Source organism: Pseudomonas sp. Emmai (genome assembly GCF_055179735.1).
Genome location: NZ_CM143685.1, coordinates 4542102 through 4568950, shown reverse-complemented (window position 1 = coordinate 4568950; position 26849 = coordinate 4542102). Strand labels below are relative to the sequence as shown.

27 protein-coding genes and 1 pseudogene are annotated in these 26849 nt (G+C 61.0%); 12 read left to right on the top strand and 16 right to left on the bottom strand.

Features of this window, described 5'->3' with window-relative positions:
* Window positions 1-55: 55 nt before the first annotated feature.
* From ACY4LX_RS21015 to ACY4LX_RS21005, 3 genes are read left to right on the top strand one after another with little or no spacing between them, the layout of a single operon-like run.
* Complete coding sequence (locus tag ACY4LX_RS21015; protein WP_463257705.1) at window positions 56-673, top strand: cytochrome b/b6 domain-containing protein; 618 nt, start codon at window positions 56-58, stop codon at window positions 671-673.
* The gene (locus ACY4LX_RS21010) at window positions 670-1449 is read left to right on the top strand and encodes a molybdopterin-dependent oxidoreductase (RefSeq protein WP_149661684.1); all 780 of its coding nucleotides are present in this window, start codon (window positions 670-672) and stop codon (window positions 1447-1449) included. Before ACY4LX_RS21015 ends, ACY4LX_RS21010 begins: the two co-directional genes overlap by 4 nt.
* 53 nt (window positions 1450-1502) lie before the next feature.
* The gene (locus ACY4LX_RS21005) at window positions 1503-1799 is read left to right on the top strand and encodes a pentapeptide MXKDX repeat protein (RefSeq protein WP_463257704.1); all 297 of its coding nucleotides are present in this window, start codon (window positions 1503-1505) and stop codon (window positions 1797-1799) included.
* 86 nt (window positions 1800-1885) lie between these two features.
* Here ACY4LX_RS21005 and ACY4LX_RS21000 read toward each other — a convergent pair whose 3' ends face one another.
* Entirely contained in the window at window positions 1886-2398 is a 513-nt protein-coding gene (locus tag ACY4LX_RS21000) for a hypothetical protein (protein WP_463257703.1), read from the bottom strand.
* A gap of 1 nt (window position 2399) precedes the next feature.
* Here ACY4LX_RS21000 and ACY4LX_RS20995 point away from each other — a divergent pair.
* The 3 genes and pseudogenes from ACY4LX_RS20995 to ACY4LX_RS20985 all read left to right on the top strand — a co-directional run.
* Window positions 2400-2539 (top strand): annotated as a pseudogene (locus tag ACY4LX_RS20995) (GMC oxidoreductase); the annotation flags it as partial.
* Window positions 2540-2651: 112 nt separating this feature from the next.
* The gene (locus ACY4LX_RS20990) at window positions 2652-3062 is read left to right on the top strand and encodes a response regulator (RefSeq protein ID WP_463257702.1); all 411 of its coding nucleotides are present in this window, start codon (window positions 2652-2654) and stop codon (window positions 3060-3062) included.
* Window positions 3063-3124: 62 nt separating this feature from the next.
* Window positions 3125-3793: an HAD-IA family hydrolase gene (locus tag ACY4LX_RS20985; protein WP_463257701.1), complete on the top strand. Its 669-nt coding sequence runs from the start codon at window positions 3125-3127 to the stop codon at window positions 3791-3793.
* Window positions 3794-3914: 121 nt separating this feature from the next.
* On the opposite strand, the gene ACY4LX_RS20980 is transcribed toward ACY4LX_RS20985, so the two are convergent.
* Entirely contained in the window at window positions 3915-4574 is a 660-nt protein-coding gene (locus ACY4LX_RS20980; RefSeq protein ID WP_463257700.1) for a methyltransferase family protein, read from the bottom strand.
* Between the two features lie 271 nt (window positions 4575-4845).
* Window positions 4846-5784 (bottom strand): GlxA family transcriptional regulator, encoded by a 939-nt coding sequence (locus ACY4LX_RS20975; RefSeq protein WP_463257699.1) that lies wholly within the window; start codon window positions 5782-5784, stop codon window positions 4846-4848.
* A 125-nt stretch (window positions 5785-5909) separates the two neighbouring features.
* Between ACY4LX_RS20975 and ACY4LX_RS20970 the strand changes: the two genes are divergently transcribed.
* Entirely contained in the window at window positions 5910-6701 is a 792-nt protein-coding gene (locus tag ACY4LX_RS20970; protein WP_463257698.1) for an SDR family NAD(P)-dependent oxidoreductase, read from the top strand.
* Between the two features lie 148 nt (window positions 6702-6849).
* On the opposite strand, the gene ACY4LX_RS20965 is transcribed toward ACY4LX_RS20970, so the two are convergent.
* From ACY4LX_RS20965 to ACY4LX_RS20955, 3 genes are read right to left on the bottom strand one after another with little or no spacing between them, the layout of a single operon-like run.
* Window positions 6850-7200 carry a RidA family protein gene (locus tag ACY4LX_RS20965; RefSeq protein ID WP_463257697.1) on the bottom strand — a complete coding sequence of 117 codons (351 nt, stop codon included), beginning with the start codon at window positions 7198-7200 and terminating at the stop codon, window positions 6850-6852.
* A 28-nt stretch (window positions 7201-7228) separates the two neighbouring features.
* Complete coding sequence (locus tag ACY4LX_RS20960) at window positions 7229-8473, bottom strand: NAD(P)/FAD-dependent oxidoreductase (RefSeq protein ID WP_463257696.1); 1245 nt, start codon at window positions 8471-8473, stop codon at window positions 7229-7231.
* A gap of 4 nt (window positions 8474-8477) precedes the next feature.
* A complete protein-coding gene (locus ACY4LX_RS20955) occupies window positions 8478-9896 on the bottom strand; it encodes an aminotransferase-like domain-containing protein (protein ID WP_463257695.1) in 1419 nt (472 codons plus the stop codon).
* A gap of 339 nt (window positions 9897-10235) precedes the next feature.
* Here ACY4LX_RS20955 and ACY4LX_RS20950 point away from each other — a divergent pair, with 339 nt between their 5' ends.
* The 5 genes from ACY4LX_RS20950 (at window position 10236) to ACY4LX_RS20930 (ending at window position 14846) form a co-directional block, all read left to right on the top strand.
* Window positions 10236-11669, top strand: coding sequence for an amino acid permease (locus tag ACY4LX_RS20950; RefSeq protein WP_463257694.1), 1434 nt, complete (start codon window positions 10236-10238; stop codon window positions 11667-11669).
* Window positions 11670-11754: 85 nt separating this feature from the next.
* Window positions 11755-12720 carry a substrate-binding periplasmic protein gene (locus ACY4LX_RS20945; RefSeq protein WP_463257693.1) on the top strand — a complete coding sequence of 322 codons (966 nt, stop codon included), beginning with the start codon at window positions 11755-11757 and terminating at the stop codon, window positions 12718-12720.
* 16 nt (window positions 12721-12736) lie between these two features.
* Complete coding sequence (locus ACY4LX_RS20940) at window positions 12737-13513, top strand: amino acid ABC transporter ATP-binding protein (protein WP_429531540.1); 777 nt, start codon at window positions 12737-12739, stop codon at window positions 13511-13513.
* A gap of 3 nt (window positions 13514-13516) precedes the next feature.
* On the top strand, window positions 13517-14197 hold the full coding sequence (locus ACY4LX_RS20935; RefSeq protein ID WP_463257692.1) for an amino acid ABC transporter permease: 681 nt from the start codon (window positions 13517-13519) through the stop codon (window positions 14195-14197).
* Between the two features lies 1 nt (window position 14198).
* Window positions 14199-14846, top strand: a complete 648-nt coding sequence (locus tag ACY4LX_RS20930; protein WP_463257691.1) for an amino acid ABC transporter permease — start codon at window positions 14199-14201, stop codon at window positions 14844-14846.
* A gap of 26 nt (window positions 14847-14872) precedes the next feature.
* Here the strand turns inward: ACY4LX_RS20930 and ACY4LX_RS20925 are convergent, their stop codons facing one another.
* From ACY4LX_RS20925 to ACY4LX_RS20880, 10 genes are all read right to left on the bottom strand, one after another.
* Window positions 14873-15226 carry a DUF2493 domain-containing protein gene (locus tag ACY4LX_RS20925; RefSeq protein WP_463257690.1) on the bottom strand — a complete coding sequence of 118 codons (354 nt, stop codon included), beginning with the start codon at window positions 15224-15226 and terminating at the stop codon, window positions 14873-14875.
* On the bottom strand, window positions 15214-16863 hold the full coding sequence (locus tag ACY4LX_RS20920; RefSeq protein WP_463257689.1) for a Na/Pi cotransporter family protein: 1650 nt from the start codon (window positions 16861-16863) through the stop codon (window positions 15214-15216). The genes ACY4LX_RS20925 and ACY4LX_RS20920 overlap by 13 nt, the downstream gene beginning before the upstream one ends.
* 184 nt (window positions 16864-17047) lie before the next feature.
* Window positions 17048-19768, bottom strand: a complete 2721-nt coding sequence (gene mgtA / locus ACY4LX_RS20915) for a magnesium-translocating P-type ATPase (RefSeq protein WP_463257688.1) — start codon at window positions 19766-19768, stop codon at window positions 17048-17050.
* A gap of 273 nt (window positions 19769-20041) precedes the next feature.
* Window positions 20042-20338 (bottom strand): hypothetical protein, encoded by a 297-nt coding sequence (locus ACY4LX_RS20910; protein ID WP_463257687.1) that lies wholly within the window; start codon window positions 20336-20338, stop codon window positions 20042-20044.
* A gap of 446 nt (window positions 20339-20784) precedes the next feature.
* Complete coding sequence (locus ACY4LX_RS20905; protein WP_463257686.1) at window positions 20785-22092, bottom strand: OprD family porin; 1308 nt, start codon at window positions 22090-22092, stop codon at window positions 20785-20787.
* Window positions 22093-22168: 76 nt separating this feature from the next.
* Complete coding sequence (locus ACY4LX_RS20900; RefSeq protein ID WP_312407729.1) at window positions 22169-22741, bottom strand: PPC domain-containing DNA-binding protein; 573 nt, start codon at window positions 22739-22741, stop codon at window positions 22169-22171.
* A 117-nt stretch (window positions 22742-22858) separates the two neighbouring features.
* Window positions 22859-24436 (bottom strand): aldehyde dehydrogenase (NADP(+)), encoded by a 1578-nt coding sequence (locus tag ACY4LX_RS20895; RefSeq protein ID WP_463257685.1) that lies wholly within the window; start codon window positions 24434-24436, stop codon window positions 22859-22861.
* A 31-nt stretch (window positions 24437-24467) separates the two neighbouring features.
* Window positions 24468-25412 (bottom strand): amidohydrolase family protein, encoded by a 945-nt coding sequence (locus tag ACY4LX_RS20890; protein WP_463257684.1) that lies wholly within the window; start codon window positions 25410-25412, stop codon window positions 24468-24470.
* Window positions 25405-26364 carry an amidohydrolase family protein gene (locus ACY4LX_RS20885; protein ID WP_463257683.1) on the bottom strand — a complete coding sequence of 320 codons (960 nt, stop codon included), beginning with the start codon at window positions 26362-26364 and terminating at the stop codon, window positions 25405-25407. Before ACY4LX_RS20885 ends, ACY4LX_RS20890 begins: the two co-directional genes overlap by 8 nt.
* A 15-nt stretch (window positions 26365-26379) precedes the next feature.
* Window positions 26380-26838, bottom strand: a complete 459-nt coding sequence (locus ACY4LX_RS20880; protein WP_463257682.1) for a thioesterase family protein — start codon at window positions 26836-26838, stop codon at window positions 26380-26382.
* Window positions 26839-26849 lie beyond the last annotated feature (11 nt).

Below are 26849 nucleotides of genomic sequence, written 5' to 3'. Positions count from 1 at the left end.
GGCGAACAGTTGGCTTCCATACTCGGCCCATCGAACAACAAACAAGGAGCCGGACATGTCGCAGCCAACTGCTTCACCCAAGGCCAGCCACCCACGCTGGCTGCGTTTGACCCATTGGCTCAACGCCCTGGCGGTCGTGGTCATGATCAGCAGCGGCTGGCGCATCTATAACGCCTCGCCGCTCTACGATTTCAGCTTCCCGGCGTCGATCACCCTCGGTGGCTGGCTCGGCGGGGCGCTGCAATGGCATTTCGCGGCGATGTGGTTCCTCGCCATCAACGGCCTCATTTACCTGACCATCAACATTGCCAGCGGTCGACTGTTGCGCCGGTTTTTCCCGGTATCGCCCAAAGGCATCCTGCATGACCTGTGGGCGGCACTGAGAGGGCGGTTGGGGCACGCCGACCTCAGTCATTACAACCAGGTCCAGCGCTTCGCCTACCTGTTCGTCATGCTCGACATCACGCTGATGGTGGTGTCCGGGCTGGTGCTGTGGAAGTCCGTGCAGTTCCCGTTGTTGCGTGAATTGCTGGGTGGTTACGAAGGGGCGCGGCAGGTGCATTTCATCGCGATGGCGCTGTTGGTGGGCTTCATCGTGGTGCATCTGGTGATGGTACTGCTGGTCCCGAAAACGCTGTGGGCCATGATTGTTGGCCGCAAGGAGCCGGTATGAAAAAGCGCATCGAAGGACTCGACGAGTCGTCCATCCTCAGCGAAGCCCGGAAGGTACTGGCGCCGCAAATCGAAGACCGTTCCCGGCGCTCGTTCCTGCTACGCGGCCTGACCCTCGGCGGGGTGGCCATGTTGTCCGGTTGCAACATCACCGACAACGACAGCGTCGAAACCGCGCTGTCCTCCATGTCCCGCCTCAACGATCGGGTCCAGGGCTGGCTGTTCAACCCCAACGCCATGGCGCCGACCTATCCCGAGTCGATGATCACCCGACCGTTCCCGTTCAATGCCTTCTACGGCATCGACGAAGCACCGACCGTCGAGGAAGAAAGCTTCCGGCTGGAAGTCACCGGCCTGGTCGCCGACAAACGCAACTGGCGCCTCGAAGAACTGCGGGCCATGGCCCAGACCGACCAGATCACCCGGCACATCTGCGTCGAAGGCTGGAGCGCCATCGGCCGCTGGGGCGGCGTGCGCTTCAGTGACTTCCTCAAGCGCATTGGCGCCGACACCAGCGCCAAGTACGTCGGCTTCAAATGCGCCGACGACTACTACACCAGCATCGACATGGCCACGGCCCTGCATGCGCAAACCCTGCTGGCCCTGACCTACGACGGCGCCGTGCTGCCCCGCGAGTACGGCTTCCCGATGAAACTGCGCATGCCCACCAAGCTTGGCTACAAGAACCCCAAACACATTCAGGCGATTTTCGTCAGCAACACCTACAGCGGCGGCTACTGGGAAGACCAGGGCTACAACTGGTTCGGTGGCAGCTGATGCACGCCCGGACACTTGACCGTAACAACCCCAACCCCAAAAGGAACTGCACCATGAAGAAGTTAGCCACCGCCGCACTGTCCCTGTTCTTGGCCATGGGCGTCGCCAGCGTGTACGCCGCCGACACCATGAGCAACGACAGCATGAGCAAAGACTCGATGTCCAAAGATGCGATGTCCAAAGACAACATGAAAAAAGACACGATGAAAAAGGACTCCATGGCCAAGGACACGATGAAGAAAGACAGCATGTCCAAAGACGCTATGAGCAAGGACGCGATGAAGAAAGACGCCATGTCCAAAGACGGCATGAGCAAAGACGCCATGAAAAAAGACGCGATGTCACAGTAACTCGCCTGAAAGAGACGGCCGCCCGTTGGGGGAGGCCGGCTCTTTTTTTGCCAATCTGCAGCTTTTGTTTACGAATGCCATGGCCCTCATTTTTTCAGCTGAGCCCGACAATCGCTGACCAGTGACCCCATATCAGCCTTTATCTCTCCCCAGCCAATCATTTCCAGCGCATTACGCGCTAAAACCCGCATCTCCTGCCATTCGTCCTGCGTGAATCGTTCTCCCTCGCGGAACCGGATCGACGCCTCGCTCAAGTTGTAATAGCGCGTTTGCAAACCTTCGAGCGCCTGGCGCAACTGAGGTGCAACCGGACCTGCAAAGTCCCGCAAAAAAGCGTCGATATGGCAGGTGACGTCATCGTCAAAACTGCATTCCAGGCAGCAACTGATCGCGTTGCATTGCGCCGGAGCATCAAGGGCTAGAAACTCCAATGCCGGGCAGAGTTCGCCGAGAAGGATGACCTTTTGGTATTCATCCTGGCCATACCAACACCAGATGCTTGAAGCGATTTTTTCGGCCATCGAAATAGGAGCCCGGAATAATGAATGCTTTGCGTCGAGGCGTTTGAACTGCACCTGATAGACCGGCAAATCTATCATGCGCCAGGCAAAGGTCCATGGTCTCGACGGTCTGCGCATCGTCGACGCCTCGATTTTCCCCAATGTCGCCAGCGGTAATACCCACGCCGCGGTGCTGATGATGGCGAGAAGGGTGCCGACCTGATCCTGCAGGACGCCTGATTTCACCTCTGGCTGTATCAAAAATGAATTTCCGCCCAGTAAGCCGCTCATACCAGATAGGTGGCGGATTTTAGCCGCAAAATCATTGGTGCAATCAGGGAGTGGTCAGGTCATGAATCCAACAAAAATGGCGGGCGAGTCGTTACCTGGCGGCTTGATCCTGGTGGTGGAGGACGACCCGCTGATTCTGGAATTCCTCTGCGAAATTCTTCAGGACGAAGGCTTTGTCGTGGCGCCGCACGTCAGCGCGGATGCGGCGTCTGAGTATCTGGAAGAGCACGCAGGCAAGGTGCGGATGTTGCTGACGGACATCACCATGCCCGGCAAGCTCAATGGCGCGGACTTGGCCAACAAATTCGGCGATCGCTGGCCGGACAAGCCGATCATGATCATGTCCGGTTTCGAAACCCCGGAAAGCTCCGGGGTGCGGCACCACGTGTCGTTTATCAAAAAGCCCTGGGCGCTGGGGCAATTGCTCGATTGCGTGGAAGGCGCCTTGAAATCCCGGCGGCCGCTGGCGTAACCGGCCGGCGGTGGTACATTGCCTGACACACCGCCTGGCCCCTTGCGATAGGAAGCTGTCTTTTGCCTGCTCAAACATCCGTCTTCAACACCCCTTACCGCGCCTTTCTGTTCGACATGGACGGCACCGTCCTTAACTCCATCGCCGCCGCCGAGCGGATATGGACGGCCTGGGCCGTGCGCCACGGGATCAACGTCGCCACCTTCCTGCCGACCATCCACGGCGCTCGCGCCATCGACACCATCAACCGTCAGGGCTTGCCGGAACTGGATGCAGAAGCTGAAGCGGCGTTTATCACCGAGGCGGAAATCGAGGATGTGGAAGGGATTGTCGAGGTGGCCGGTGCGGCGCGTTTTCTGAAGACTTTACCGGCCGATCAGTGGGCGATTGTCACCTCTGCACCCCGGGCGCTGGCGTTACGACGCATGGCGGCGGCGGGGATTGCGCAGCCTTCAGTGATGGTCACGGCTGAGGAGGTGAAGGCGGGCAAGCCTGATCCTGCGGGTTATCGACTGGCGGCTCAGCGATTGGGGCTGGACGTTCGGGAGTGTTTGATTTTTGAAGACGCCACCGTGGGGATTCAGGCGGCGGAAGCGGCGGAGGCGGATTTGCTGGTGATTACCTCGACCCACGACCACCCGATCCAGACGCCCCACGACACGATGGCTGATTACGATGCCGTCGAAGTTCGCGTCGATGCCGATGGCCGGATTCGCCTGCATTCTCTCTGATCGAACAACGTCCTCTGTAGGAGCAAAGCTTGCTCGCGAAGGCGTCGTGTCAGCCAAATTCAATGTTGACTGACACGACGCCTTCGCGAGCAAGCTTCGCTCCTACAGGGGACAGGGTGGGTCAGTAAATGCCGGGGATGAGCCGCCAGGTCTTGTCGCAATATGCCTCATATTCGCTGCCAAACTGCGCCCGCAGCAGCGCTTCTTCAGAATGAATCCGCGCAATCAGCGGGATCAACGTCAACCCCGCCAACACCAGTCCCACCACCGAACGAAACGCCAGCGCCCAGCCGATGCCAATGACCATCAGCCCCAGGTAGCTGGGGTTGCGCAGCGTTCTATAAATTCCGTCCGTCACCAGCGTGTGCCCCGGCTGGATCGCCACCAACCCGCTGAAACGCTTGCCCAGCACAAACACCGGCCACAACCGCAGCGCGCCGCCGAGGCTGAACAGCAGCGCACCGAGCCAACGCACGCCTTCGCCACCGAAGGACCAGAAGTCGATGCGGTCGGTGTAGGCGGGCAGGAATCCACTGAGCAACCCGATAATCCCGAACACCGGCAGCACCCAGCGATTGCCCCGGTCTTCCCGTTCGCCGGAACTCAGGTTGACCTCGGTGAACAGCGAGGCAACCGCCATCACCACCGTGGCCAGCGCCACGACCACCAGCGAGCCACGGGAAAAAAACGCGGCGAATCCGCCGAGCCCCCACACGGCGAGGCCGAGGTAGGCGAGGGTGGAGATGACGGCGAAAAACGCCAATTTGGGTGAGATTTTCATGGTTAGCTCCACACATGGCATACAACCAGTGTAGGAGTTGTTCAATTGAGAGAATCTAGAGCCAATCGATAATCCTGTGGCGAGACCGCTTTTGTGGCGAGGGGGCTTGTCGGAATGCCGCATCACCCCGTTCGGCTGCGCAGCAGTCGTCAAACCAGGCAACTCGGTAGCATTGAACGAATGCAGGGCCGCTTCGCGACCCAATGGGGGCAAGCGCCCTCGCCACAAAAGCGCCCTCGCCACAGGTTTGGTGTCTGGCTTGAAAATATCGTCACGCCGATCTGGCATTACGCCGAATCACCTGCGGCGGTTGGCCGAATGCCCTTAAAAACGCCTCCCGCATCCGCCGCCGATCACTGAACCCACTTTCCTCGGCAATCTGATCCAGCGTCAATCGCCCCCGTTCGAGCAACTGCCGCGCCGCTTCCAGGCGCAGGTTCTCAATCGCCTTGGCTGGCGATTGCCCGGTTTCAGCACGAAACGCCCGGCTGAATTGCCGCGGGCTGAGCCGCGCCACGTCCGCCAGTTGTTCCACCGACAGCGCCGACGTCAGGTGTTCCCGGGCGTAGCCAAGCACGGTCTGGATGCGGTCGGATTTCGGCTCCAGTTCCAGCAACGCCGAGTGCTGCGACTGACCGCCCGCACGCCGGTGGTACATCACCAGTTTCTGCGCCACCGCCCGGGCCAGTTCGGCGCCGTGGTCCTTCTCGACCATGGCCAGCGCCAAATCGATGCCGGCAGTCATGCCGGCCGAGGTCCAGATCGAGCCGTCGATCACGAAAATCCGGTCTTCCTCGACCTTGATCGCCGGAAACCGTGCCTGCAACTCTCGGGCATACGCCCAATGCGTCGTGGCGCGGCGTCCTTCCAGCAACCCGGCCTGGGCCAGCACAAACGCCCCGGAGCAAATCGATGCCGTGCGCCGTGCGGTGTTCACGCTGCCGCGCACATACGTCAGCACCGCGTCGGGTGCCTGCTCGATGATGGAATCGCCACCGACCACGATCACGGTGTCGTACACCCGATCGTCGAATGCCTCAGTGCCCACGCTCAATCCGCCGGAAGCGCGCAACGTGCGGCCATCTTCGGACAACACGCTGACTTCATACAAAGGTTCGCCCGCACTGAAATTGGCGTACTCAAACACCGGCATCGCCGCCAGCGCCATGGACTGGAAACCCTCGAACACCACAAACGCCACGGAAGTCATTGCTGTGCCCTCAAAAAGGTCGTGTCCGAAAAACGTACTTTAAACGTCATTTGAGACAAGTGTCAGCCCATTTATAACTGTTCACACCCGGCGAACTGATCGCCTCACTGTGAAGGAAATCCAAAATGACACTTTCATCCAAAGGCACCGCGCTGATCACAGGCGCTTCTTCCGGCATCGGCGCGGTCTACGCCGACCGCCTCGCACGGCAAGGGTATGACTTGATTCTAGTGGCCCGCAGCCAAAACAAACTGAACACCCTGGCCAACCAGTTGAGCAATGAAACCGGGCGTGCCGTTGAAGTGGTTGCCGCCGACCTCAAAGACAAGGCTGACCTGCTGCGCGTCGAAACCCTCCTGCGCACCGACGCCAGCATCACCTTGCTGGTCAACAACGCCGGGGTCGGCGGGGTGATGCCGCTACTCGGCAGCCCGGTGGATGACATGGAAGACATGATCACCCTCAACGTCACCGCGCTGATGCGCCTGGCCTACGCCGCAGTGCCCGGCTTCGTCGCCCGTGGCGCCGGGACCGTGATCAACATCGCCTCGATCGTCGCCATCGCCCCGCAAATCCTCAACGGCGTGTACGGCGGGACCAAGGCCTTCGTGCTGGGCTTGAGCCAATCCATGCACCATGAACTCGCCGACAAAGGCGTGCGCATCCAGGCCGTACTGCCCGGCGCCACCGCCACTGATTTCTGGAGCGAGGCCGGCAACCCGGTGGAAAACCTGCCGCAAGAGATCGTGATGTCGGCCCAGGACATGGTCGATGCCGCGCTGGTTGGGTTGGCCCAGGGCGAAGTGGTGACCATCCCGGGCCTGCATGAAGGCGAGAAATGGGATGCCTACGAGGCCCAGCGCCAGGTGCTCAGCGGTTCGTTTGGCCACTCCGCGGCGGCCGCGCGGTATCGCTGAAGGCAGAACACAAATTCTGTGCTCGGCCCACGATCCAATGTGGGAGCGGGCTTGCTCGCGAATGCAGTGGGTCAGTGGATGCAGATATCGACTGATACGACGCATTCGCGAGCAAGCCCGCTCCCACAGGTTTTGTAATCAGCCTTGTTCACACCCGCGCGGCACTCACGATGACTTCCACCAGCAGCCGCGGATCAGCCAGTTTTGCCTCGCCGCAGGCCCGCGCCGGTGCATGTCCTTTTGGCACCCAGGCATCCCACACTGTGTTCATGGCGTCGAAGTCCGCCATGTCGGCCAGCCAGATGGTGGTTTGCAGCAGATGTTCCCGGGTCGAGCCGGCCTCTTTGAGCAAGGCATCGACTCGTGCCAAAGCATCGCGAGTCTGATCAGCGATATCGTGGTGAGCTTCACCTACCTGGCCGGCCAGGAACACCGTATTGCCGTGGATAACGATTTGGCTCATGCGCTGATTGGTGTGTTTGCGCTCGATGATTGGCATCAACTGCTCTCCTGTGAAATGGCGTGACTTAGAAACGTTGCACGGAAAAACTGTCCAGCCAGCCCGGGACCTTGCCGGCGATGCAATCGGCGACCAATTGGCCGGTCGCCCCGGCGAGGGTCAGGCCCAGGTGTTGGTGGCCGAAGGCGTAGATCAGTCGCGGTTCGTTCGGCGACGGGCCGATCACCGGCAGCGAATCGGGCAGCGAAGGGCGAAAGCCCAGCCACTGGCGCGCCACCGGTTCCGTCAGGCCCATGACCCGGCGCACATGGCGCTCCAGATACTCAAAGCGTTGAGGGTTGGCCGGATCGTTGATCGAGCCGAGTTCCACCGTGCCCGCCACCCGCAGGCGACCGGCCATGGGCGTCATGTAGAAGGCGCTTTCCACCGGGCAGCATGGGCGGTTGAGCAGGGTGTCTTGCAGGTCGAATTCGATGTGATAGCCGCGCTCGGTATCCAGCGGAATATGGTCGCCGACCTGACGCGCCAGCCCCGCCGACCAGGCGCCGCCACACAGCACCACCCGGTCAGCGCGGTAGGTCTGGCCTTCGGCGCTGAGCAGGTGCAGGCCGCCGCTGTGCCTTTGCAAGCACGTGATCGTTGCCTGAAGCAACGCACCTTCAGCTACCAGCGGCGCGGCCAGTGCTTCAATAAAGGCTCGGGGGTCATCCATGTGCGACGACTCGGGAAACAGAATCCCGGCCACCGCTTTGCCCGCCAGCGCCGGTTCCAATTGTTCGACATCGGCGGCGTTCAGCACCTGCTGCGGGATGCTCAAGGAGCGGCGCAACTCGATGGCGGCCCGGGCGCCAGCGAAACCCTGCTCAGTGCCATAGGCGTAGATGCAGCCGTTGTGGCGCAGGTGCTGATTGGCCTCGGGGCAGTCAGCCAGTAACGGCGCATAACCACTGTAGGTGTGTTGCAGTATTTTGCTCAGGGCCAGGGTGTTGGCCTCGCAGCGCGAGGTGCGACATTCATTGAGAAACCGCAGCAGCCAGGGCATCAACCGGGGCAAACGTGCCCAGTTGATGACAAAGGGAGACTCCTTCGAAAACAGCAGCGACGGAATCGCCTTCAACAGTGAAGGCTGGGCAATCGGCATCACGCCGTAGGGCGCCAAGGTGCCGGCATTGCCGTAAGACGCTCCGGCGGCAATCGCCTCGCGTTCCAGTAACAACACTTGGTAACCCTGGCGACGCAGCCAGAGTGCAGTCGCCACCCCGACAACGCCGGCGCCGATAACGGCAATTTCGCAATGAACTGGCTGGGTCATATCCTCAAATCCGGTTGTGCATATAGAGATGACCCTGGCGCGCCAATTGGCTGATCACGCCCAAGGCTTTGATCAACTGCTCCCGTGACAGGGCAGCCGAGATGTTGATGCGTACCGCTTGCGGCGACAGTTCCGGGCGCAAGGTGAAGGCGCCGCCGGCCAGCAGCACGACGCCGCGGTCCTGGCACAAGCGAGCGAAGCGCGAACCGGTCCACGGTTCCGGCAGTACCAGCCAGGCGTGGGTGCCGGTGGCGCTGTGCTGGAATTCCAGACCGTCGAGGTGCGTGGCTAGCAACGCCTGGCGGATGCGCAATTCTTCGCGCTGCTCCGAAACCAGTTGATCGGCATGCCCGTCCTCGATCAGTCGGGTGGCGATCAGCGCGGTCAGCGGCGAGGTGCTCCAGCAGTCGATGCGCTGCATGGCGGCGATGTCTTGCACCAAAGGCTGCGGGGCCATGACAAAACCCATGCGTAGCCCCGGCGCGATGCATTTGGACAGGGCCGAGATGTAGATCGTCCGTTCCGGCATCAGTGAGGTGAAGGAGGGCGGCGATTGATCCAGCAGCGGCCGGTACACATCGTCCTCAATCACCAGCAAGTTGGTTTCGCGAATCACCGCCGCCAGTTCTTCACGACGCTTGGCATCGAGGGTGATGGCGGTCGGGTTATGGATCGACGGCACCAGGAACAGCAACCGTGGCTGATGTTGGGCACAGGCCAGGCGCAACGCTTCGGGGGACATGCCGCGTGCGTCGGCGTCGACCCCAACCAGAATCAAACCCAGCGAACGGCACAAGGCATTGATGCCTTGATAGGTCACGCTGTCGGCCAGCACGGTATCGCCGCTGTTGGTCAGGCTGCGCAACGTATTGGCGATGCCGTGTTGCGCGCCTTCAACGATCAGCATCTGGCTGGCATGAGCTTCTACGCCGGTATGGCGCAGCCATTGTGCGGCAGCTTCTCGGGCCCAGAGCGGTCCTTCGGACGGGTGATAGTCCTTCATGTCGCTAAAGCGCGGATCACTGGAAAGACGTGGGAGCAATTGCGCCAGCACCCGATTGAAGCCATCGGTGGCCGGACGGTTGACGCTCAGGTCCACGGTGCCCGGGTCATTGCTCGGCGCCGACTGGAACTGTGCCGCTGGATGCCGAGGCTGGGCGACTTGCGTACCGCGACCCGGACGGCTTTCCACCAAGCCTTTTTGCTGCAACACCGCCATGGCTTTAGTCACCGTGGTGATGTTCACCCCCAGTGCGCTGGCGAACTCGCGATGTGGCGGCAAACGTTCACCTGGCTTGAGCTTGCCGTTGCCGATCGCCTCGGCCAGTGAATCGGCCAATTGGGCGTAAAGGGTTTCTGCCTTGTCGCGCTGTAAAGCGGCACTGGTCTTGAGCTCGTCCAGCAATTGTTCGAATTGACTCATGGTGCTTTATCCCTGCTTGTCATGCTCGTAGCAAGACAATAAGCAAATTTGTATTGCTTTTTATCCGATACAAAGCCCATTGACAAGCTAAAAAACCGTGATTAGTGTGTGAGTTGTAATGCTTGTCATGCAACACAATAAGAAAATGGCTGCCATGCTCAGCCCCACAGGTACGCACATGACTATCAAAACGTTCCAGCCAGGCACGCCCCGGCACCACCGACTTTTCAGCCTGGCAGCGGGCGGCACAGAGTATCCGGTGTGTTGTCCCCCTCGCGCAAAGTCTTCGATGAAATTATCCGGTCGATCAATACCAGACAACGCAGCCGAGGTGACCCGATGAACAAGCCCCAACCCACCGATACAAACCCCGCTCAACCACAGCTCAGCGGCGCCTTACGTCAGCGCCACATCACCATGATCTCCCTCGGCGGGATCATCGGTGCCGGTCTGTTCGTGGGCAGTAGCGCGACGATCCAGGCGATTGGCCCGGCTGCATTCCTCAGTTATCTCGCCGCCGGCATCGTGGTGATGCTGGTCATGCGCATGCTCGGCGAAATGGCCGTGGCCTTGCCCGGTGTCGGCTCCTTTACCGAATACGCGCGCATTGGCTTGGGCAACTGGGTCGGGTTCACCAGCGGCTGGTTGTACTGGTACTTCTGGGTGATCGTGGTCGCCGTGGAAGCAGTGGTCGGCGCCAACATCCTCCAGCAATGGATACCGCTGCCGGCGTGGATGATCGGCTTGACGCTGCTGGCGGTGATGACGGCCATTAATTGCCTGTCCGTGAAGTCCTACGGCGAATTCGAATACTGGTTCGCTTCATTGAAGGTCTTCGCCATCATCGTCTTCATCTTTGTGGTCGGCGCCTACCTCTTCGGCTTTGCGCCGAGCACCCGTACATTGCTGGGTAATCTGGTGAATGACCGAGGCTTCATGCCTTATGGTGTGAGCGCGATTCTGGCCGGCGTGCCGACGGTGATCTTCGCTGTGGGCGGTGCCGAGATCGCCACCATTGCCGCCGCCGAATCCGATGACCCATCGAAGAACGTGGCGAACATGACCCGTTCGGTGATCTTTCGCGTCATTACCTTTTATGTCGGTTCAATCTTCCTGATTGTCTGCGTGGTGCCCTGGGGCCAGATCGTCGCTGGGCACTCGCCGTTCGTGGCGGCGCTGGAAGTCCTGCACATTCCCGGCGCGGCGATGATCATGCAAGCAGTGGTGCTGGTGGCCGTGCTCTCGGCGCTTAATTCCGGGTTGTACGTGTCGTCGCGGATTCTGTTTGGCCTCAGTCAGCGCGGTGATGCCCCGGCGAAACTGTCGACGCTGACCGGGCGCAAAGTCCCACGGGCGGCGGTGCTGCTGAGCAGTGTGATCGGGTACATCGCGATCATGGCGGCGATCATTTCTCCCGAAGGCGTGTTCCTGTTCCTGGTCAACGCGTCCGGCGCCGTGATGCTCTTCGTGTACCTTGCTGTAGCCCTGGCGCAGATCCAGGTTCGGCGTCAGATCGAAGTCACGGCACCCGCCCGGCTGACCCTCAAGATGTGGCTGTTCCCATGGCTGTCCTATGCTGTGGTAGCAGTGATTGCGGGCGTTTTGGTCGCCATGGCCTTTCAGGAATCCTTGCGCACGCAGTTCCTCGCCAGTCTCGTCAGTCTGGGCGTGGTCTCGGCGGCTTACCTGCTGCTCAAGCGTCGTCGGCAGTCTGCCGGCCAGTCCCACGTCAATGCCACCGACCTGCTGGCGGGGTTGCCGACACGGTCATAAATCATAGGGACATCCAGCCACGGATGGCGGTTGCGTTGTTTGGCTTGAAACGGTCCACAACAATCATTTGCCCAATAGGTGATCTATGTCCTACTTCACATTCGACTCCCAGGGTTTCTCCCGACGCGGGCTGCTCAAAGCCACGGGGTACGGTTCACTGGCGGCGCTGCTGAGCAGTGTCGTCGGCCCGATCCCGCTGTCATTCGCCGCCGGTCAACCGATCAAGACTGTGCGCCCCGGCTACCTGACAGCTGCGTGCCTGGGCGACATGCCCTTGGGCGCGCTGCGTGAAGGCGTTCCGGTCGGCACCGATCTGGAATTGCTGAAAATCATCGCTGATCGTCTTGAACTCAAGCTCGATGTGCTGACCATGGGCTTCCCGGCCGTGGTCGAAGCGGTGCGCTCGGGACGGGCCGACTGGTTCGGCGGCAACTTTGCCTGGAACCCGATGCGCTCCAAGATCCTGCTGTTGACCGACCCGGTGTTCTACACCGGTGCCTACGTGATCATGCGCGAAAGCGAGCCGTTCACCACTTCTATTACCGTCAACGACGTGAAAGGGCGCACCATCGGTGCCATCACCGGCTATTTCACCATCCCGGACATGAAGAAAATCGAAGGCGTGAAGGAGGTCAAGCTCTACGACAACACCGACTCGTGCCTGCGTGACGTGCGAGCCGGGCGCCTGGATTTTGCCGTGCTGGATGCCCCGACCATTGACTACATGATCCTTCAGGACCCGAGCCTCAAGCTCAAACAGATCCCCATGGCCTACGACGAAAAATTCCCCAGCCTGACCGCCAAGTTCGAAGCGATCTGGGGTGTTCATCCGCAGAACCAGGATTTGTTCGATGGCATCAACCAGGGCCTGCGCTGGCTCAAAAGCACCGATCAGATCAAACCGATCCTCGCCAAGTACGGCATCAAGAACCCCGACTACCTGGTGCCGCCGGCCAAGGACCCGCGCATCGGCGTGGACCGCGACGAGAAGGGCAACCTGATCGGGCCGTTCGAGCATCCGCCGCGTGATTTCAGTCAGGCCTTTGCCTGAGCCGAGGAATTGACCCATGACTGAATCAACCCCACTTGTGCGCATCGAAGGGCTCTACAAGTCCTTCGGTAGCCTGGATGTGCTCAAAGGCATCGACCTCAACGTCCAGCAGGGCCAGAAGATCTCGCTCATCGGCCCCAGCGGCTCGGGCAAGACCACCCTGCTGCGTTGCGTCAATTACCTGGAAGAGCCGACCAAGGGCGACATCTACATCGACAACGAACTGATCGGCCAGCGTCTGGTGGGCACCCGCAAAGTGCCCATGAGCGACAAGGAGCTGGCGCGGATGCGTACCGAGATCGGCATGGTGTTCCAGCGCTTCAACCTGTTCCCGCACCTCTCGGTGCTGGACAACATCATCCTCGGCCCGCTCAAGGTGCAACAACGCAGCCGCGCCGAAGCGGTGGAGCTGGCCGAGGACCTGCTGAACAAGGTGGGCATGTTCGCCAAGCGCGACGTGTTCCCGGAACAGCTCTCGGGCGGGCAGCAACAACGCATCGCCATCGCCCGGGCGCTGGCGATGCAACCCAAGCTGATGCTGTTCGACGAGGCCACGTCGGCGCTGGACCCGGAACTGGTCGGCGAAGTGCTAGGCGTCATGCGCAAGCTGGCGGAGGAGGGCATGACGATGATTATCGTGACCCATGAAATGCACTTCGCCGAAAGTGTCTCCGATCAGGTGATCTTCATGGCCGATGGCAACATCGTCGAGCAAGGGCCGCCACGGCAGATTTTTCGCGAGAGCCAGATCGAACGCACCCGCAACTTCATCCGCGCCGTGCAGGAGCATTGATCGATGTTCGACACCACTGCACTGCACAAAGCCATCGAGGTGCTGCCGTACTTTTTGAACGTGCTGGGGCTCGGTGCCTTGACCACGGTTGGCCTGACCGCTGCCGCGTTCGTGGTGGCGACGTTGCTAGGGTTTTGCCTGGCGTTGATGCGGCTTTCGCGCAGCCGGGTGCTGAGCCTGATCGCCAGCGTGTACCTGGAGGTGTTTCGCAACATCCCGATCCTGACCCAGTTGTTCATCCTGTACTTCGGGCTGACCTACATCGGCATCACGTTGCCGGCGATTGGTGCGGCGATCATCGGGTTTGGCCTGAACGGCGCGGCGATTTTGTCGGAAGTGTTCCGTTCAAGCATCCGTACCATCGACCGTGGGCAAAGCGAGGCGGCGTTTTCCATCGGCATGACTCGGTCACTGGCGATGCGCATCATCGTGCTGCCCCAGGCGTTCAAGGTGGCGATTCCGGGGATGGCCAACTTCGCCATCGGCCTGCTCAAGGACACCTCTCTGGCCTCGGCGGCGGCGGTGCCGGAGCTGACGTTCAAAGCGCGGATGCTGGTCAGTGAAACCTATCAGACCAACCTCATTTACTTCCTGCTGGCGATTATTTACCTGGTGTTGAGCCTGGTGCTGTCTCACTGGGCGGCCCGGACCGAACGGCGACTTAAAGTCGTGAAGGAGCATTGATATGGGTTATGGCGAGTTGTGGGAAGCAACCCATGTCGAATTGCTAGCGGCGGCCTGGGCCACGCTCCAATTGGCGTTCGGCGCATTGGTCATCGGGTTGATTGTCGGGTTGCTGGTAGCGTTGGCGAGGCTCTCGGGCAGCCCGGCGTTGCGCCGCGCGGCGTTGATTTACATCGAGGTCTTTCGCGGTACGCCGGCACTGGTGCAACTGTTCATCGTCTACTTCAGCCTGACCGAAGTTGGCGTGCAGTTCAGCTCGTTCCAGGCCGCCATGATCGGATTGGGATTGAACGCGGCGGCCTACCTGTCGGAGATTTATCGTTCGGGTCTGGAAGCGGTGCCCAAAGGGCAAGTGGAAGCGGCGAAGGCGATTGGCATGCCGCACCTCAAGGTACTGCGCTGGGTAGTGTTGCCCCAGGCCATCCGCATTGTGTTGGCGCCGATCGGGAACGTGGCAATCTCGCTGCTGAAAGACACCTCGGTGGCCTCGTTGATCGCAGCACCGGATTTGATGCTGCGGGCTCAGGATTTGAGCAGCGTGTATTTCATGCCGCTGGAGATCTACATCCTCGTTGGTGCGATTTATTTTGCATTGTGTTATCCGCTGTCCCTCGGCGTGCGCCTGCTGGAGCGCAAGACCAGGCATTGATTCACACCATTGCCCTGTGGGAGCGCTCAATCGCGGTCCGCCACCGATAGGGTTTGCAGCCCGACCGCTCGAGCCTGGGCGACCAGTTCTTCGGTGTCTTCGCCGCCAGGCAGGGCAATGACCACATCGGGCCGGCTGTCATGGAGCATGAAGTGATTGCGCAGCCGTTCGGCCAATTTGCCGTGGCGTTGCCAGTTGGGCGGGTAGCGCACGAGGTCGGCGCCGTGTTCCCGGGCCCATTCCTCGATGTCGGCGCCCAGGTATTGATTGCCGCCGTGAATCAACACCTGCACCGGGTGCAGGCGCTGGAAGGCGTCGAGCACGCGGCGGCACTGGCGGCTGTCGGTGTAATGGCGGCCGGCGCAGATCAGGACGCGCATGGCGAGACCTCGTTGGCCTGATCATCGCCCAGCGGCTCGCCGGCCCGTTCCAGTAACGGATAGGCGAGGGCGGCGATGTGGTGATGCACGCGACGGTAATCGCGCAGCACCCGCTGGAAGATGTCGCCGGATTCGGCCCAGGTGTTTTTGTCCTCCTGGAGTTTGCGAAAGTGTTGGCGGCTGGCGTCGGCTTCAAGGCGGCGCACGGTTTCCTTGCGGCTGATCAACTGGTGCGCGGTGGCAATGTCTTCGCGCAGGAACACGGTGATCGCCAGGCTCAGGCTGTCCAGCAGCGCTTCGTGCAGCGGCGCGATGTTGCGCAGTTCGAACACCGAAAAGTGCTCGCCACGACGCAAGCGGCGCATGGCCAATTGCGTGAGGCTGCTGCAAAGAATGTCCGCCGCGTGTTCGAGGTTGATCACGAAGGTGAGGATTTCCTGGGCGCGATCGGCATCGCTGTCGCTGATGCCTTCCTGGCCGATGTCCGCCAGGTACGCACGAATCGCCGCGCTGAGCAGGTCGGTGGATTGATCGATGCGCCGCACCTCATCGGCACAGGCCGGCGCCGAGGTGTGGAACAGTTGCAGCGTGCGCGCCAGCATGGCCGAGAGCATGTCGGCGATGCGCAGGGCTTCGCGGGCGGCGTTGGACAGGCCGATGCTGGCCATCTCCAACCCGGCCTCATCGAGGTAGCGCGGCATGCCCGGATCGACATCCCGCGCCGGCTCCGGCAGCAGCCGAGTCAGCAGTTTGGCCATGGGCCCGGTGAAGCCGATGAACACCAGCGCCAGTAGCAGGTTGAAGCCGGTGTGCAGGTAAACCACCAGCGCCGCCGGATCGAGGTTCAGCGCCGCCAGCCACCCGGCCAGCGGCAACACCGCCGCTGCGCCCAGCGCCCGAACCAGCAGATTGCCCAGGGGCAGGCGCCGGCCGACGCTCGATCCGGCATTGATCACCGGCGGCAATGCACCGCCGATGTTTACCCCGAGCACCAACGCGACGAGGGTGGTGGCCGAGAGCATGCCTGTCGCCGCGAGGGAGGCGATCAGCAACACCACGGCCACGCTGGAATGGCAGAGCCAGGTGAGGATCAGTGCCACCAGCAACGCGATCAACAGGTCGCCGTCCAGGCTTTGCATGATCAGCTGGAACACTGGAGTGGCTTCCACTTCGGCCAAGGTCGAGCCGAGCCTGTGCAGGGCCATCAGCATCAATCCCAGGCCGATCAGAGCACAGCCGATGCTCTCGAAACGTGAGTCATCCCGCAGCCGGAAGATGATCAGCCCTGCCAGCAAAACGATGGGCGTCAGTATCGAGATGTCAGCGCTGAGCAGCTGCACCACCAGCGTCGAACCGATATTGGCGCCGAGCATCACCGCCAGCGCCGGGGCCAGGCCCAACGTGCCGGCCGCGGTGAACGAGGTGGCCATCAGGCTGACGGCGGTGCTGCTTTGCAAGACGCCGGTGATGCCGATGCCGGCGAGCAGGGCCAGCCAGCGGTTGTTCAGGTGCCGGCCCATCCAGTGGCGCAGCGGCGTGCCGAAGCCGCGCAACAGCGCCGAAGAAATCATGTGCGTGCCCCACAGCAACAGAGCGATGGCGCCCGCGAGGTTGAGCAGTAGAGTCGTTCCCGACATGAGAACTCTCCTTTATTTCGTGTTGCATTTATCGAAGACCCGAAGGCCGAAGAGGCTGTGAACACAAAACCTGTAGGAGCGAGGCTTGCCCGCGAAGGCGGTATGTCAGTCGACAACAATGTTGAATGTCAGACCGTCTTCGCGGGCAAGCCTCGCTCCTACAGAGAGTGTGGTGTTCAGGCGATCAGAACCACTGCTTGAACCGGCGGATGTAGATCGTCTTCATGGTCTGCGCCACCACGCAGTAACTCAGCAGCGTGCCCACCAGCCAAGGGAAGTACTCCCATGGCAACGGCACCAGGCCGACCAATGTGCCCAGCGGCGAGAACGGAATGTAGATGCCCAGGCCAATCACCACCCCGGTCGCCAGGATCACCGGCAACGCTGCGGTGCTCTGGAAGAACGGGATCTTTTGCGTGCGCAGCATGTGCACCACCAGCGTCTGCGACAGCAGCCCTTCGATGAACCAGCCGGACTGGAACAGGCTCTGCATTTCCACGCTGTTGGCGGCGAACACGTACCACATCAACGCAAACGTGGTGATGTCGAAGATCGACGAGGTCGGCCCGATCCACAGCATGAAGCGACCGATGTTCTTCGCGTCCCACTTGCGTGGTTTGCGCAGGAATTCCTTGTCCATCTTGTCCCACGGCAACGCCAGCTGAGAGATGTCGTACATGAGGTTTTGCAGCAGCAAATGGATCGACAGCATTGGCAAAAACGGAATGAACGCACTGGCCACCAGCACCGAGAACACGTTGCCGAAGTTGGAGCTGGCGGTCATGTTCAGGTACTTCATGATATTGCCGAAGGTTTCGCGGCCCTTAAGCACGCCTTCCTCAAGCACCATCAGGCTCTTTTCTAGGAGGATGATGTCCGCCGATTCCTTGGCAATGTCGGTGCCGCTGTCCACCGAAATCCCGACATCAGCATCGCGCAGGGCCGGGGCGTCGTTGATACCGTCGCCGAGGAAACCCACGGTGTGACCGTTGGCTTGCAGGGCCTTGAGCACCCGGGATTTCTGCAGCGGCGTCAACTTGGCAAACACCGTGCGTTCTTCGACCCGCAGCTTGAGCGTGGTGTCGTCCATGTGCTCGATGTCCTGGCCGAGCAGCGGGGTGCCTGGGTCGAGGCCGACTTCGCGGCAGATTTTGCAAGTGACCACGGCGTTGTCACCGGTCAGCACCTTGACCGTCACGCCCATGTCCCGCAGCGCGGCAATGGCCGGGCCGGCGGTTTCCTTCGGCGGATCGAGGAAGGTCAGGAAACCGCGAATCACCAGGTCGCGCTCATCGGCGGTGTTGTATTGGTTTTTGCTCCGGGCTTTTGGAATCTCGCGGGTGGCGACCAGCAGCACCCGAAAGCCGTCCTCGTTGTACTCGTTAGCCAAGGCCAGCAGGTCTTTACGCCGTTGCTCATCCAGCGCAATCACCTGACCGTTTTCATTGAGGTGGCTGGCGATGGAGAGCATTTCCTCGACCGCGCCCTTGCACACCATCAGGTGATCGTCGCGGCTGTCCTTGACGATGATCGACAGGCGCCGACGCACGAAGTCGAACGGCAGTTCATCGACCTTGCTGTAGGCGAATGGAACTCGAAACTTCGGGTTCGCATTGGCAAATTGCACCACGGCCTGGTCCATCAGATTCTTCAGGCCACTCTGGTGATGGCTGTTGAGCCACGCCAGTTCGAGGATCGAATCATCGCGCCGACCCTGGCTGTCGACGTGGTGCTCCAGAATGATCTTGTCCTGGGTCAGGGTGCCGGTCTTGTCGGTGCACAGCACGTCCATCGAACCGAAGTTCTGGATCGCGTTGAGGCGCTTGACCACCACTTTGCGCTTGGCCATGGCCATCGCACCTTTGGCCAGGTTGGCGCTGACGATCATCGGCAGCATTTCCGGGGTCAGGCCGACCGCCACCGCCAGGGCAAACAGGAACGCGTCGCCCCAGTCACCCTTGGAGAAGCCGTTGAGCAGGAACACGATCGGCACCATCACCAGCATGAAGCGGATCAGCAACCAACTGACGCTGTTAACCCCACGGTCGAACGCGGTTTGCACCCGGGAGCCGACGATGGCTTTGGCCAGGGAACCGAAGTAAGTCCGCGCCCCGGTGGCGACCACCACCGCTTTGGCGGTGCCGCTGACCACGTTGGTGCCCATGAAGCAGATGTTCGGCAGGTCCAGCAGGTTGTTTTGATCCGCCGCGCTACCGGTGGCGGACTTTTGCGCCACGTTGCCCAGGGTGTCGTATTTCTCGACCGGCAACGCTTCGCCGGTCAGCACCGCCTGGCTGATAAACAGGTCGCGGGATTCGATCAGGCGGATGTCCGCCGGGATCATGTCACCGGCGCTGAGCTGCACGATGTCGCCGGCCACCAGATCGCGCATCGGCACTTCGCGCAGCAGCGGCTTGCCGTCCTTGTGCTCGCGGCGCAGCACGGTGGCGGTGGTGCGCACCATCGCTTTCAGGGCTTCGGCGGACTTGGCCGAGCGGTATTCCTGCCAGAACCGCAGCAGGCTGCTGAGGCTGACCATGGTCATGATAATGATGACTTTGGTCAGGTCGGCGTCCTCCGCTTCACCGTTGCTGATTGGCAGCCAGTAGTCCGTGAAAAAACTGATGGCGACCAGGGTCAGCAACACATAGATGAAGGGATTGTTCAGGGCTTTGAGCAGTTGGATCAGGGCGTGAGGCGGCTTGTCGTGGGCCACTTCGTTGTGACCGTTGCGCGCCAGGCGGCCCTGGGCTTCGAGTTCGGTCAGGCCATCGGTGCTGGCGTTGAGGTTGGTCAGCGTTACGGCCAGGCCGTTTTGCGCTTCCCGGGCGGCGCGCATCGACAGTTTGGCGTTGTCGTTGCTGGCACCCTGTTTGGTTTTCTTTGCGGTTTTTACAAGGGTCATAGCTGTGCTCCTGCCGCTGATTCGCGGCACGACACACAGGCACCTCAGCTAATCAAAGACGAGCGCACGTATGCCGAGCCGCCAATAGGCGATCGATTCTGATAGTTGCGTTTTCAGGGTTTAATGTTCGCTGGCCGTTGTTTGAATAATAATGGGCAGCGAACCGTCTACTGGCTTCGTCCATAACTAACTCGCTATTTAACAGGCAATAAGAAGTTATCGAATTCCAACGAAGGAAAACGTTAAGGGAAGGACTTTTAAAGTGCCTTCAGATCAGTTGAAAGTGCGTGCCCCGGGGAGCAGGCCGAGCATCAGGCTCGCCTCTTGGAACAGACGCGCGATGCGCCGACTCGGTGGTTCCTGGCTGTCGTCGAGGCTCCAGCGTTGCTGAAGCTGGCCCGTCATCGGGCAGACACGCCAGTTGGCTCGCAGAGGGGCCGTGGCAGGGGAGGAAGGGCTGGAAAACGGGGCGACAACCCGGTTTGCCTGCGGGCGCTCATGGCTGAGCCGGACCCGCATGGTCGAGGCAAAGGCGCGTACGCCGGGCATTACAGTGATGTTGAAGTTCATAACATACCTCTGGACCGGACTGACGCCGGCGAGGCAAGTTACGGTGGAGCATCAAGCTCTAGCGCAGCTCACCCGACCACAAAGTCGAGTCCCGTCATGTTCTGGGTTATGTGCCAGGTCCTGCGAATTCGCAGTTGCCCGACAGCGACTAGATACTGTGTCCATTGGATTCTTTTGTGAGTTGAAAAAAGGCCTGTGAAACCGGCCCGCGCAATTTACTCAGGCCGGTGGATGAAGTCAACCTTCAATACTTGATTAAAGTGCAATTGAATGGAGGAACTTCGCATTCGATTATTGAAGTTGGAAGTTGTTCAGGTAAATGACAGTTAATGATAGTCCCTGTAGGAGCGAGGCTTGCCCGCGAAGGCGGTGTGTCAGTCGACAACAATGTTGAATTTGAAGCCGCCTTCGCGAGCAAGCTTCGCTCCTACATAAGCGGGATTACGTTAAAGCAACGGAATGCTGTAACTCACAATCAACCGATTCTGATCCTGATTACGCGACGCCTCGCTGTTCGACTTGCCATTGCGCCACCCAAAGCCCACCCCTTTCAGCGCCCCGGACTGCAACACATAGTCGAGGCTGATATCGCGCTCCCATTCCTTCTGATTATCACCGGAGGTGGTCTTGATGTTGTCGCCACTGAGGTACATGACCGACGCCTTCAGGCCTGGCACACCCAGGCCTGCGAAGTCATACGCATACTGGCCGAAAGCGGTGCGCTCGCCTGCGCGGGTGAAGGTCTGGATCAAGCGATCGGTGTAGAGGTAGAGACTGACCCCGCCGGCACCTTTGTCCGCGAGGCCGCCCTGGTTGAGTTGGGTGAAGCCGCTGCCGCTGGAAACGCTTTGATAACCCGCTGTGACTGCATGGGCACCCAGGGAGTAGATCAGCGCCGCGCTCCAGGTTTTGTTGTCAATTTCGCCATCGCCATCCCGGGTGTAGCCGCTGATCTTGTAGCCCGAGGTACCGGAGCTGTTGGCGCCGGACGAGTTGGTCTTGAAGTAGCGCAGGTCGGTTTTCAGGGATTGGTTGTCCGAGATCGTCAGGGTGTGTATCAGGCCGAAAAACTGCTGGGTGTAGTAGTCGTCGAGGTGGGCGTAGTAATACTGCGCCGTCAGGTCTTTGGTGACTTTCCAGTCGCCACCGGCGAAGTCGAAGGCGTTGCTTTCACGGGTGCCGCCGACGGCGGCCAATCCGGTCTGGTCGCTGGAGCCCCGGCCCGTCGCATGTTCGATCCGGCCACCGGTAAAGGTCAGGTCCTTGAACTCGCCCGACGTGATCTGCCCACCTTCGAAAGTCTGCGGCAGCAGGCGACCGTCGTTGGACACCAGGATCGGCAGCTTCGGCATCAGTGTGCCGAGGCGCAGTTCGGTCTTCGAGACCTTGACCTTGCCGGTCAACCCCAACCGGCTCCACGAATCGACCGCGCTGCCGTCACTGTCCGACGGAATCATCGAACCGCCGATATGTCGACCTTTGCCGCTGTCCAGGGTGATCCCCGTCAGGCCAAGGGCGTCGATGCCAAAACCCACCACGCCGTCGGTGTAGCCCGACTTGAAGTCGAGCATGAAACCTTGCGCCCATTCTTCGGTTTTCGACGGCGTGGCGGTGCCGTCGCGGTTGTCGTTGTTGAAGTAGAAATTGCGCAGGCCCAACGTGGCCTTGCTGTCGCTCAGAAAGTCCGCCTGCGCCTGGGTGCTCAGTGCAAGGGCGCCCAGCGCCAGGGTAACCACCGTGTTTTTGTTGCTCATCTCAATCGCCCCTATTTTTTTGTAATTCGAATTCAGGAGGGAGGCTCCCGCTATCGGCGGGAGCCTGAAACTCGGGTCAGATACCCAGCACGTTGGCGCCAATGCACGGATCGATTCCGCGCTCCAGACGGCGTTGATGGACGACGACAGTGATTTCCATGGAGCCGGTGGTCACGTCGAAGTCGAGGATATGGCCGCCATAGGCCTGGAACGTGGCGTCACCGGCAACGCCGTGCATGTGGATCGAAGGCTGGTCGTTCTTCCAGGCCACCGAACCAGTGATGCTCGCCATCTCGACATTGCTGAAGACCTTGGCGTCGAAGTCCTTCTTGTCCTTGTTCCAGAAGCCGAACTTCACATTGCCGAAGCCAATGCCGCTGATGGACGCGCTCGGGATTTTTTCGGCGATGGCCAGTTTGGTCAGTTCCTTGAAGGCGTTGTCGCCCATGCGCAGCACCATCAGGTAACCGGTGGGCGTCTTGGTGTAGCGCGGGGTGGCTTCGGTGGCACATTGCATGGGCGGTGTCGTCGCGGTGGGTGAAGTGTCGGCAACGGCCAATTGCGTGGCCGCGGTGTTGAGCAACAAGGCGGCAGTAACAGCCAACATCAATTTGCACAGGCGTTGTTTCGGGTGAAGTTGAACGTGCATGGGACTTCCTCTGTTTTTGTTGTTGTGGGGTACAGCGGTTTTCTGGATGAGCGAATCCGACGCCTGTTGTTCACAGGCGTGGGAGTTGTGGCTAACAGCGGGTGGTAACGCTGAGGCTTACAGCCCGTTGCGGCTGCTGACCCCGTCAATCAACCGGGCGATGCCCAGCGGATTGGCGTTTTTCAGGGCGTCCGGCAACAGCCTGTCGGGGCAGTTCTGGAAGCACACCGGCCGCAGGAAACGATCAATTGCCAGCGTTCCCACCGAGGTGCCGCGCGCATCCGACGTCGCGGGGTAAGGCCCGCCATGCACCATGGCATCGCTTACTTCAACGCCAGTCGGATAACCGTTGAACAGCACGCGCCCGACTTTCTGTTCCAGCAGGGCCAACACTTCGTTGAGGGTGGTGAGTTCCGAATCCTCGACAATCAGGGTGGCGGTCAACTGACCGCGCAAGCCGTGCAGGGCCTGGAGCAACTCGGCTTGATCGGCGACTTCCACGACGATGGTGGTAGGCCCGAAAACCTCTTCCTGCAGCAACTCGTCACCGTCAATCAGCAGGCTGACATCGGCCTTGAACAACTGCGGCCGCGCCTGATTGCCCTGTTGTGCGTTGCCGGCCAGGTGCGTGATGCCCGAGTGGGCGCGCAGGTTGTCGAGGCCGTGGCAATAGCTTTTCAACGCGCCGCTATTGAGCATGGTTTGCGCGGATTGCTCGCCCATCAGCCCGGCGAAGCGTTCAAGGAACGCGGTGAATTCCGGCGAGCGAATGCCCAACACCAAACCGGGGTTGGTGCAGAACTGACCCGCACCGAGGACCACGGACGCGGCCAGTTCGGTGGCGATCTTTTCACCCCGTGCTTTAAGCGCTTCAGGCATCAGCAACACTGGGTTGATGCTGCTCATCTCGGCGAACACCGGGATCGGCTGCGGCCGTGCTGCTGCCATGTCACACAAGGCCCGGCCACCACGCAACGACCCGGTAAACCCGACAGCTTGAATTGCCGGGTGCTTGACCAGCGCTTCACCGACGCTGCCGTAGACCATGCTGAACACACCGTCGGGCATGCCGGTCTGGCGGGCGGCGCGGGTGATGGCGTCAGCGACGTAATCGGCGGTCGCCATGTGGCCACTGTGGGCTTTGAACACCACTGGGCAACCGGCGGCGAGGGCGGACGCGGTGTCACCACCCGCCGTGGAAAACGCCAGCGGAAAGTTGCTGGCACCGAAGACGGCAACTGGGCCGAGGCCGGTGCGGTATTGGCGCAGGTCTGGACGGGGCAGCGGCTTGCGCTCCGGCAGGGCGCGGTCAATGCGCGCCCCGTAGAAATCGCCCCGACGCAGCGCCGTGGCGAACAAACGCATCTGGCCGCTGGTGCGGGCGCGCTCACCCTGAATGCGCCCGGCGGGCAGGGCGGTTTCGCGGCAGACGAGGGCGATAAATGACTCGTCCAACGCGTCGAGTTCAGTGGCGATGGCGTCAAGGAAATCGGCACGACGGGCGGCCGACAGGTTACGGAAAACCGGGTAAGCCGTGGCCGCCGCTTCTGCGGCCGTATTCACTTCCTCCACAGACGCCTGATGGAACCGGAACGGCAGCGCTTCGCCGGTGCTGGCGTCGTGGCTTTGCAGGGTGTTCGAACCTTTGGCCGAACGGGCGCCGGCAATGTAGTTGTGGCCTGAAACTTCAAACATGGGAACTCCTTAAGGGCTGTTCAAATAGGGATCAAGTGAGCCGATAAATACGTTGGGCGTTGTCATGGAACAGCGCCAGTCGATCAACGCGGGAACGGTCGCGGACGATGGTTTTGAAACCGTCGAACACTTCGCTGAGGCTGTTCACCACACCATCGACCGGATAGTTGCTGGCAAAGGCGCAGCGACTGACGTCGAAAATCGATATCGCGTCGTTCACCACCACGCGATTGGCGTCCACGGGCCAGGCCTGGCCGGGGATGCAAATGCCGGAAATCTTTAGCGCGACGTTGGGCTCGCGAGCCAGCAGCGCCAGGTTGTCGCGCCAACCGGCCAGACCTTGCGGCGAGCGATCCGCCGGCAGCGCGGTGTGATTGACCACGAGGGTCACGTCGGGAAAGTCCCGGGCCAGTTCGGCGGCTTCCGGCAGATGCCACCACGGTGCTTGCAACTCGAAATGCAGACCGTTTTGCGCCAGTCGGGCGTAGCCGTCGCGCCAGCGCGGATCGCGCATGGAGCCGGGCGCGGAAAAGTCTTCGCGCCATTCTTCACGGCTCGTGACCGTCGGTTTGTGGCGCACGCCGCGCACCAGCGGGTGCTGGCCGTACAGGCGCAACAGTTCGGGTGCGTCCTCGCGATCCAGCCAGGCCTGGCCGACCATGGCCGCCAAGGTCGGTTCGTGCTTCGTCAGGGACTCGATAAAACGCACTTCGTCGGCCGGTGTCGCCGGGTCCCATTCACCCTCGATCACCACGGTCTGCACGATGCGATGCCGGCCCGTCAGCCGCTTATAGTCCTCGGGCAAAAAGGTGCGGCAGATCGACGAGTAATCGCCGTAACGGAATGGGCGCAATGGCCGGTCGTTCAGCCACGGGTAGTAGTGGGCCTCAATATCGAAGTAGTGCTGGTGGGCGTCGACGATGGGTAAATCCGCATCTTCGCCGCTGGCCAGAAAGCGTTCGCGCCAGTTATCCATGCTGTGGCTCCAGGCGATAGAAGCGCTGCGCATTGCCGGCGAACACCGCTTCCTGCACCGCACGCCCCAGCGGCGCGAGCATCGTGGCCATGCCATCGGCAATCGTGTCGTAGGACGCACGCAACCCGGCGACCGGAAAGTTGCTGGCGAACATGCAACGCTCGGGGCCGAAGATCTCCAGGGCGGTCAGCACTACCACTCGGTTGTCGTCGTAATTCCAGGGCGAATCCTTCAGGCCGAATTCCGACAGCTTGATATGCACGTTGGGTTGCAAGGCTAGTGCCTCCAGGCCTTTGCGCCAGCGCGCCATACCCGACGGGCTGCGATCCCAGGCGAAACCGGTGTGGTTCAAGGCGATCTGAATCCGGGGAAACATCGCCGCCACTTCCGCAGCCTCGGCCAGGTGCCACGGTGGCACACGCAAATCCCAGGACAAACCGTGCTGCGCCAGGCACGAAAAGCCTTCCAGCCATTTCGGGTCCTGCATGGTGCCCTTTGTGCCGGCCACTGACTCCAGCGGTGAAGCCGACGTCACCGGTTTCGAGCGAATCCCCCGAACCAGTGGCCGGGCAGCCTGGGCCGCAAGGATCTCGGCGCTGTCCTCACGATCAAACCAGGCATGGGCGACGATGGCATTCGGGAAACCGTAGCGGGCGTGCACCTGCTCCAGCCAAAGGGTCTCGGCGACTTGCTCATCCCGAGCCCGTTCGGCCTCGACGTGTACCGTGCCGACCAAACGCTGGTTTTCGGTCAGGGCCAGGAAGTGTTCCGGCAGAAAATCCCGGCACAGGCTGTGATAGTCACCGAGGAAAAAGCCCTCGTGATACTCGTCCTGCAACCACGGATAACGCCCGTTGCCGAGGTCCCACAGGTGATGGTGGGCATCGACAATCGGCAGCGCGTCCTCGGGTGCAAGGTTGGACAGGCCATTGCGTTCGTGCAGCGTGATCATGACGGCAGCCCTTGCTCAGCGCGACGCAGCGAATTGGGAAGGGCTGAGCACGCCGTCTTCGACTTCGCCCGCCGCGGCGGCTGCGGCCTTGGCCTGGACCCGGCTGCGCAGCTTGGCGACGTTGACCACGACGCGGGTGTGAGCGGCGGTGGCCACCAGCTCGACGTCGTCGCGTACCTCGACGTTGAAGGTCACGCTGCGGCCCTCGATCCGCGTGACCGTGGCAACAATGCTCACCGACATGCCCAGCAGCGTGGCGCCGACGTGGCGAATATCCACCGCCGCGCCCACGGTGTTCTCGCCTTCATCGAGGAAGGTCAGCAGGTAGTCGAGACAAGTCTGCTCGATGTCGTCCACCAGGCGCGGTGTGGCGTAGATGCGCAAGTCCTCGCCCAGAAACGAAATGGTGCGGGGCTGATCGACCAGCAGTCGGCGTTCAGTGGCGGTGCCTGCTTCCAGCGTTGAGAAATTCATAAGCAACCTCG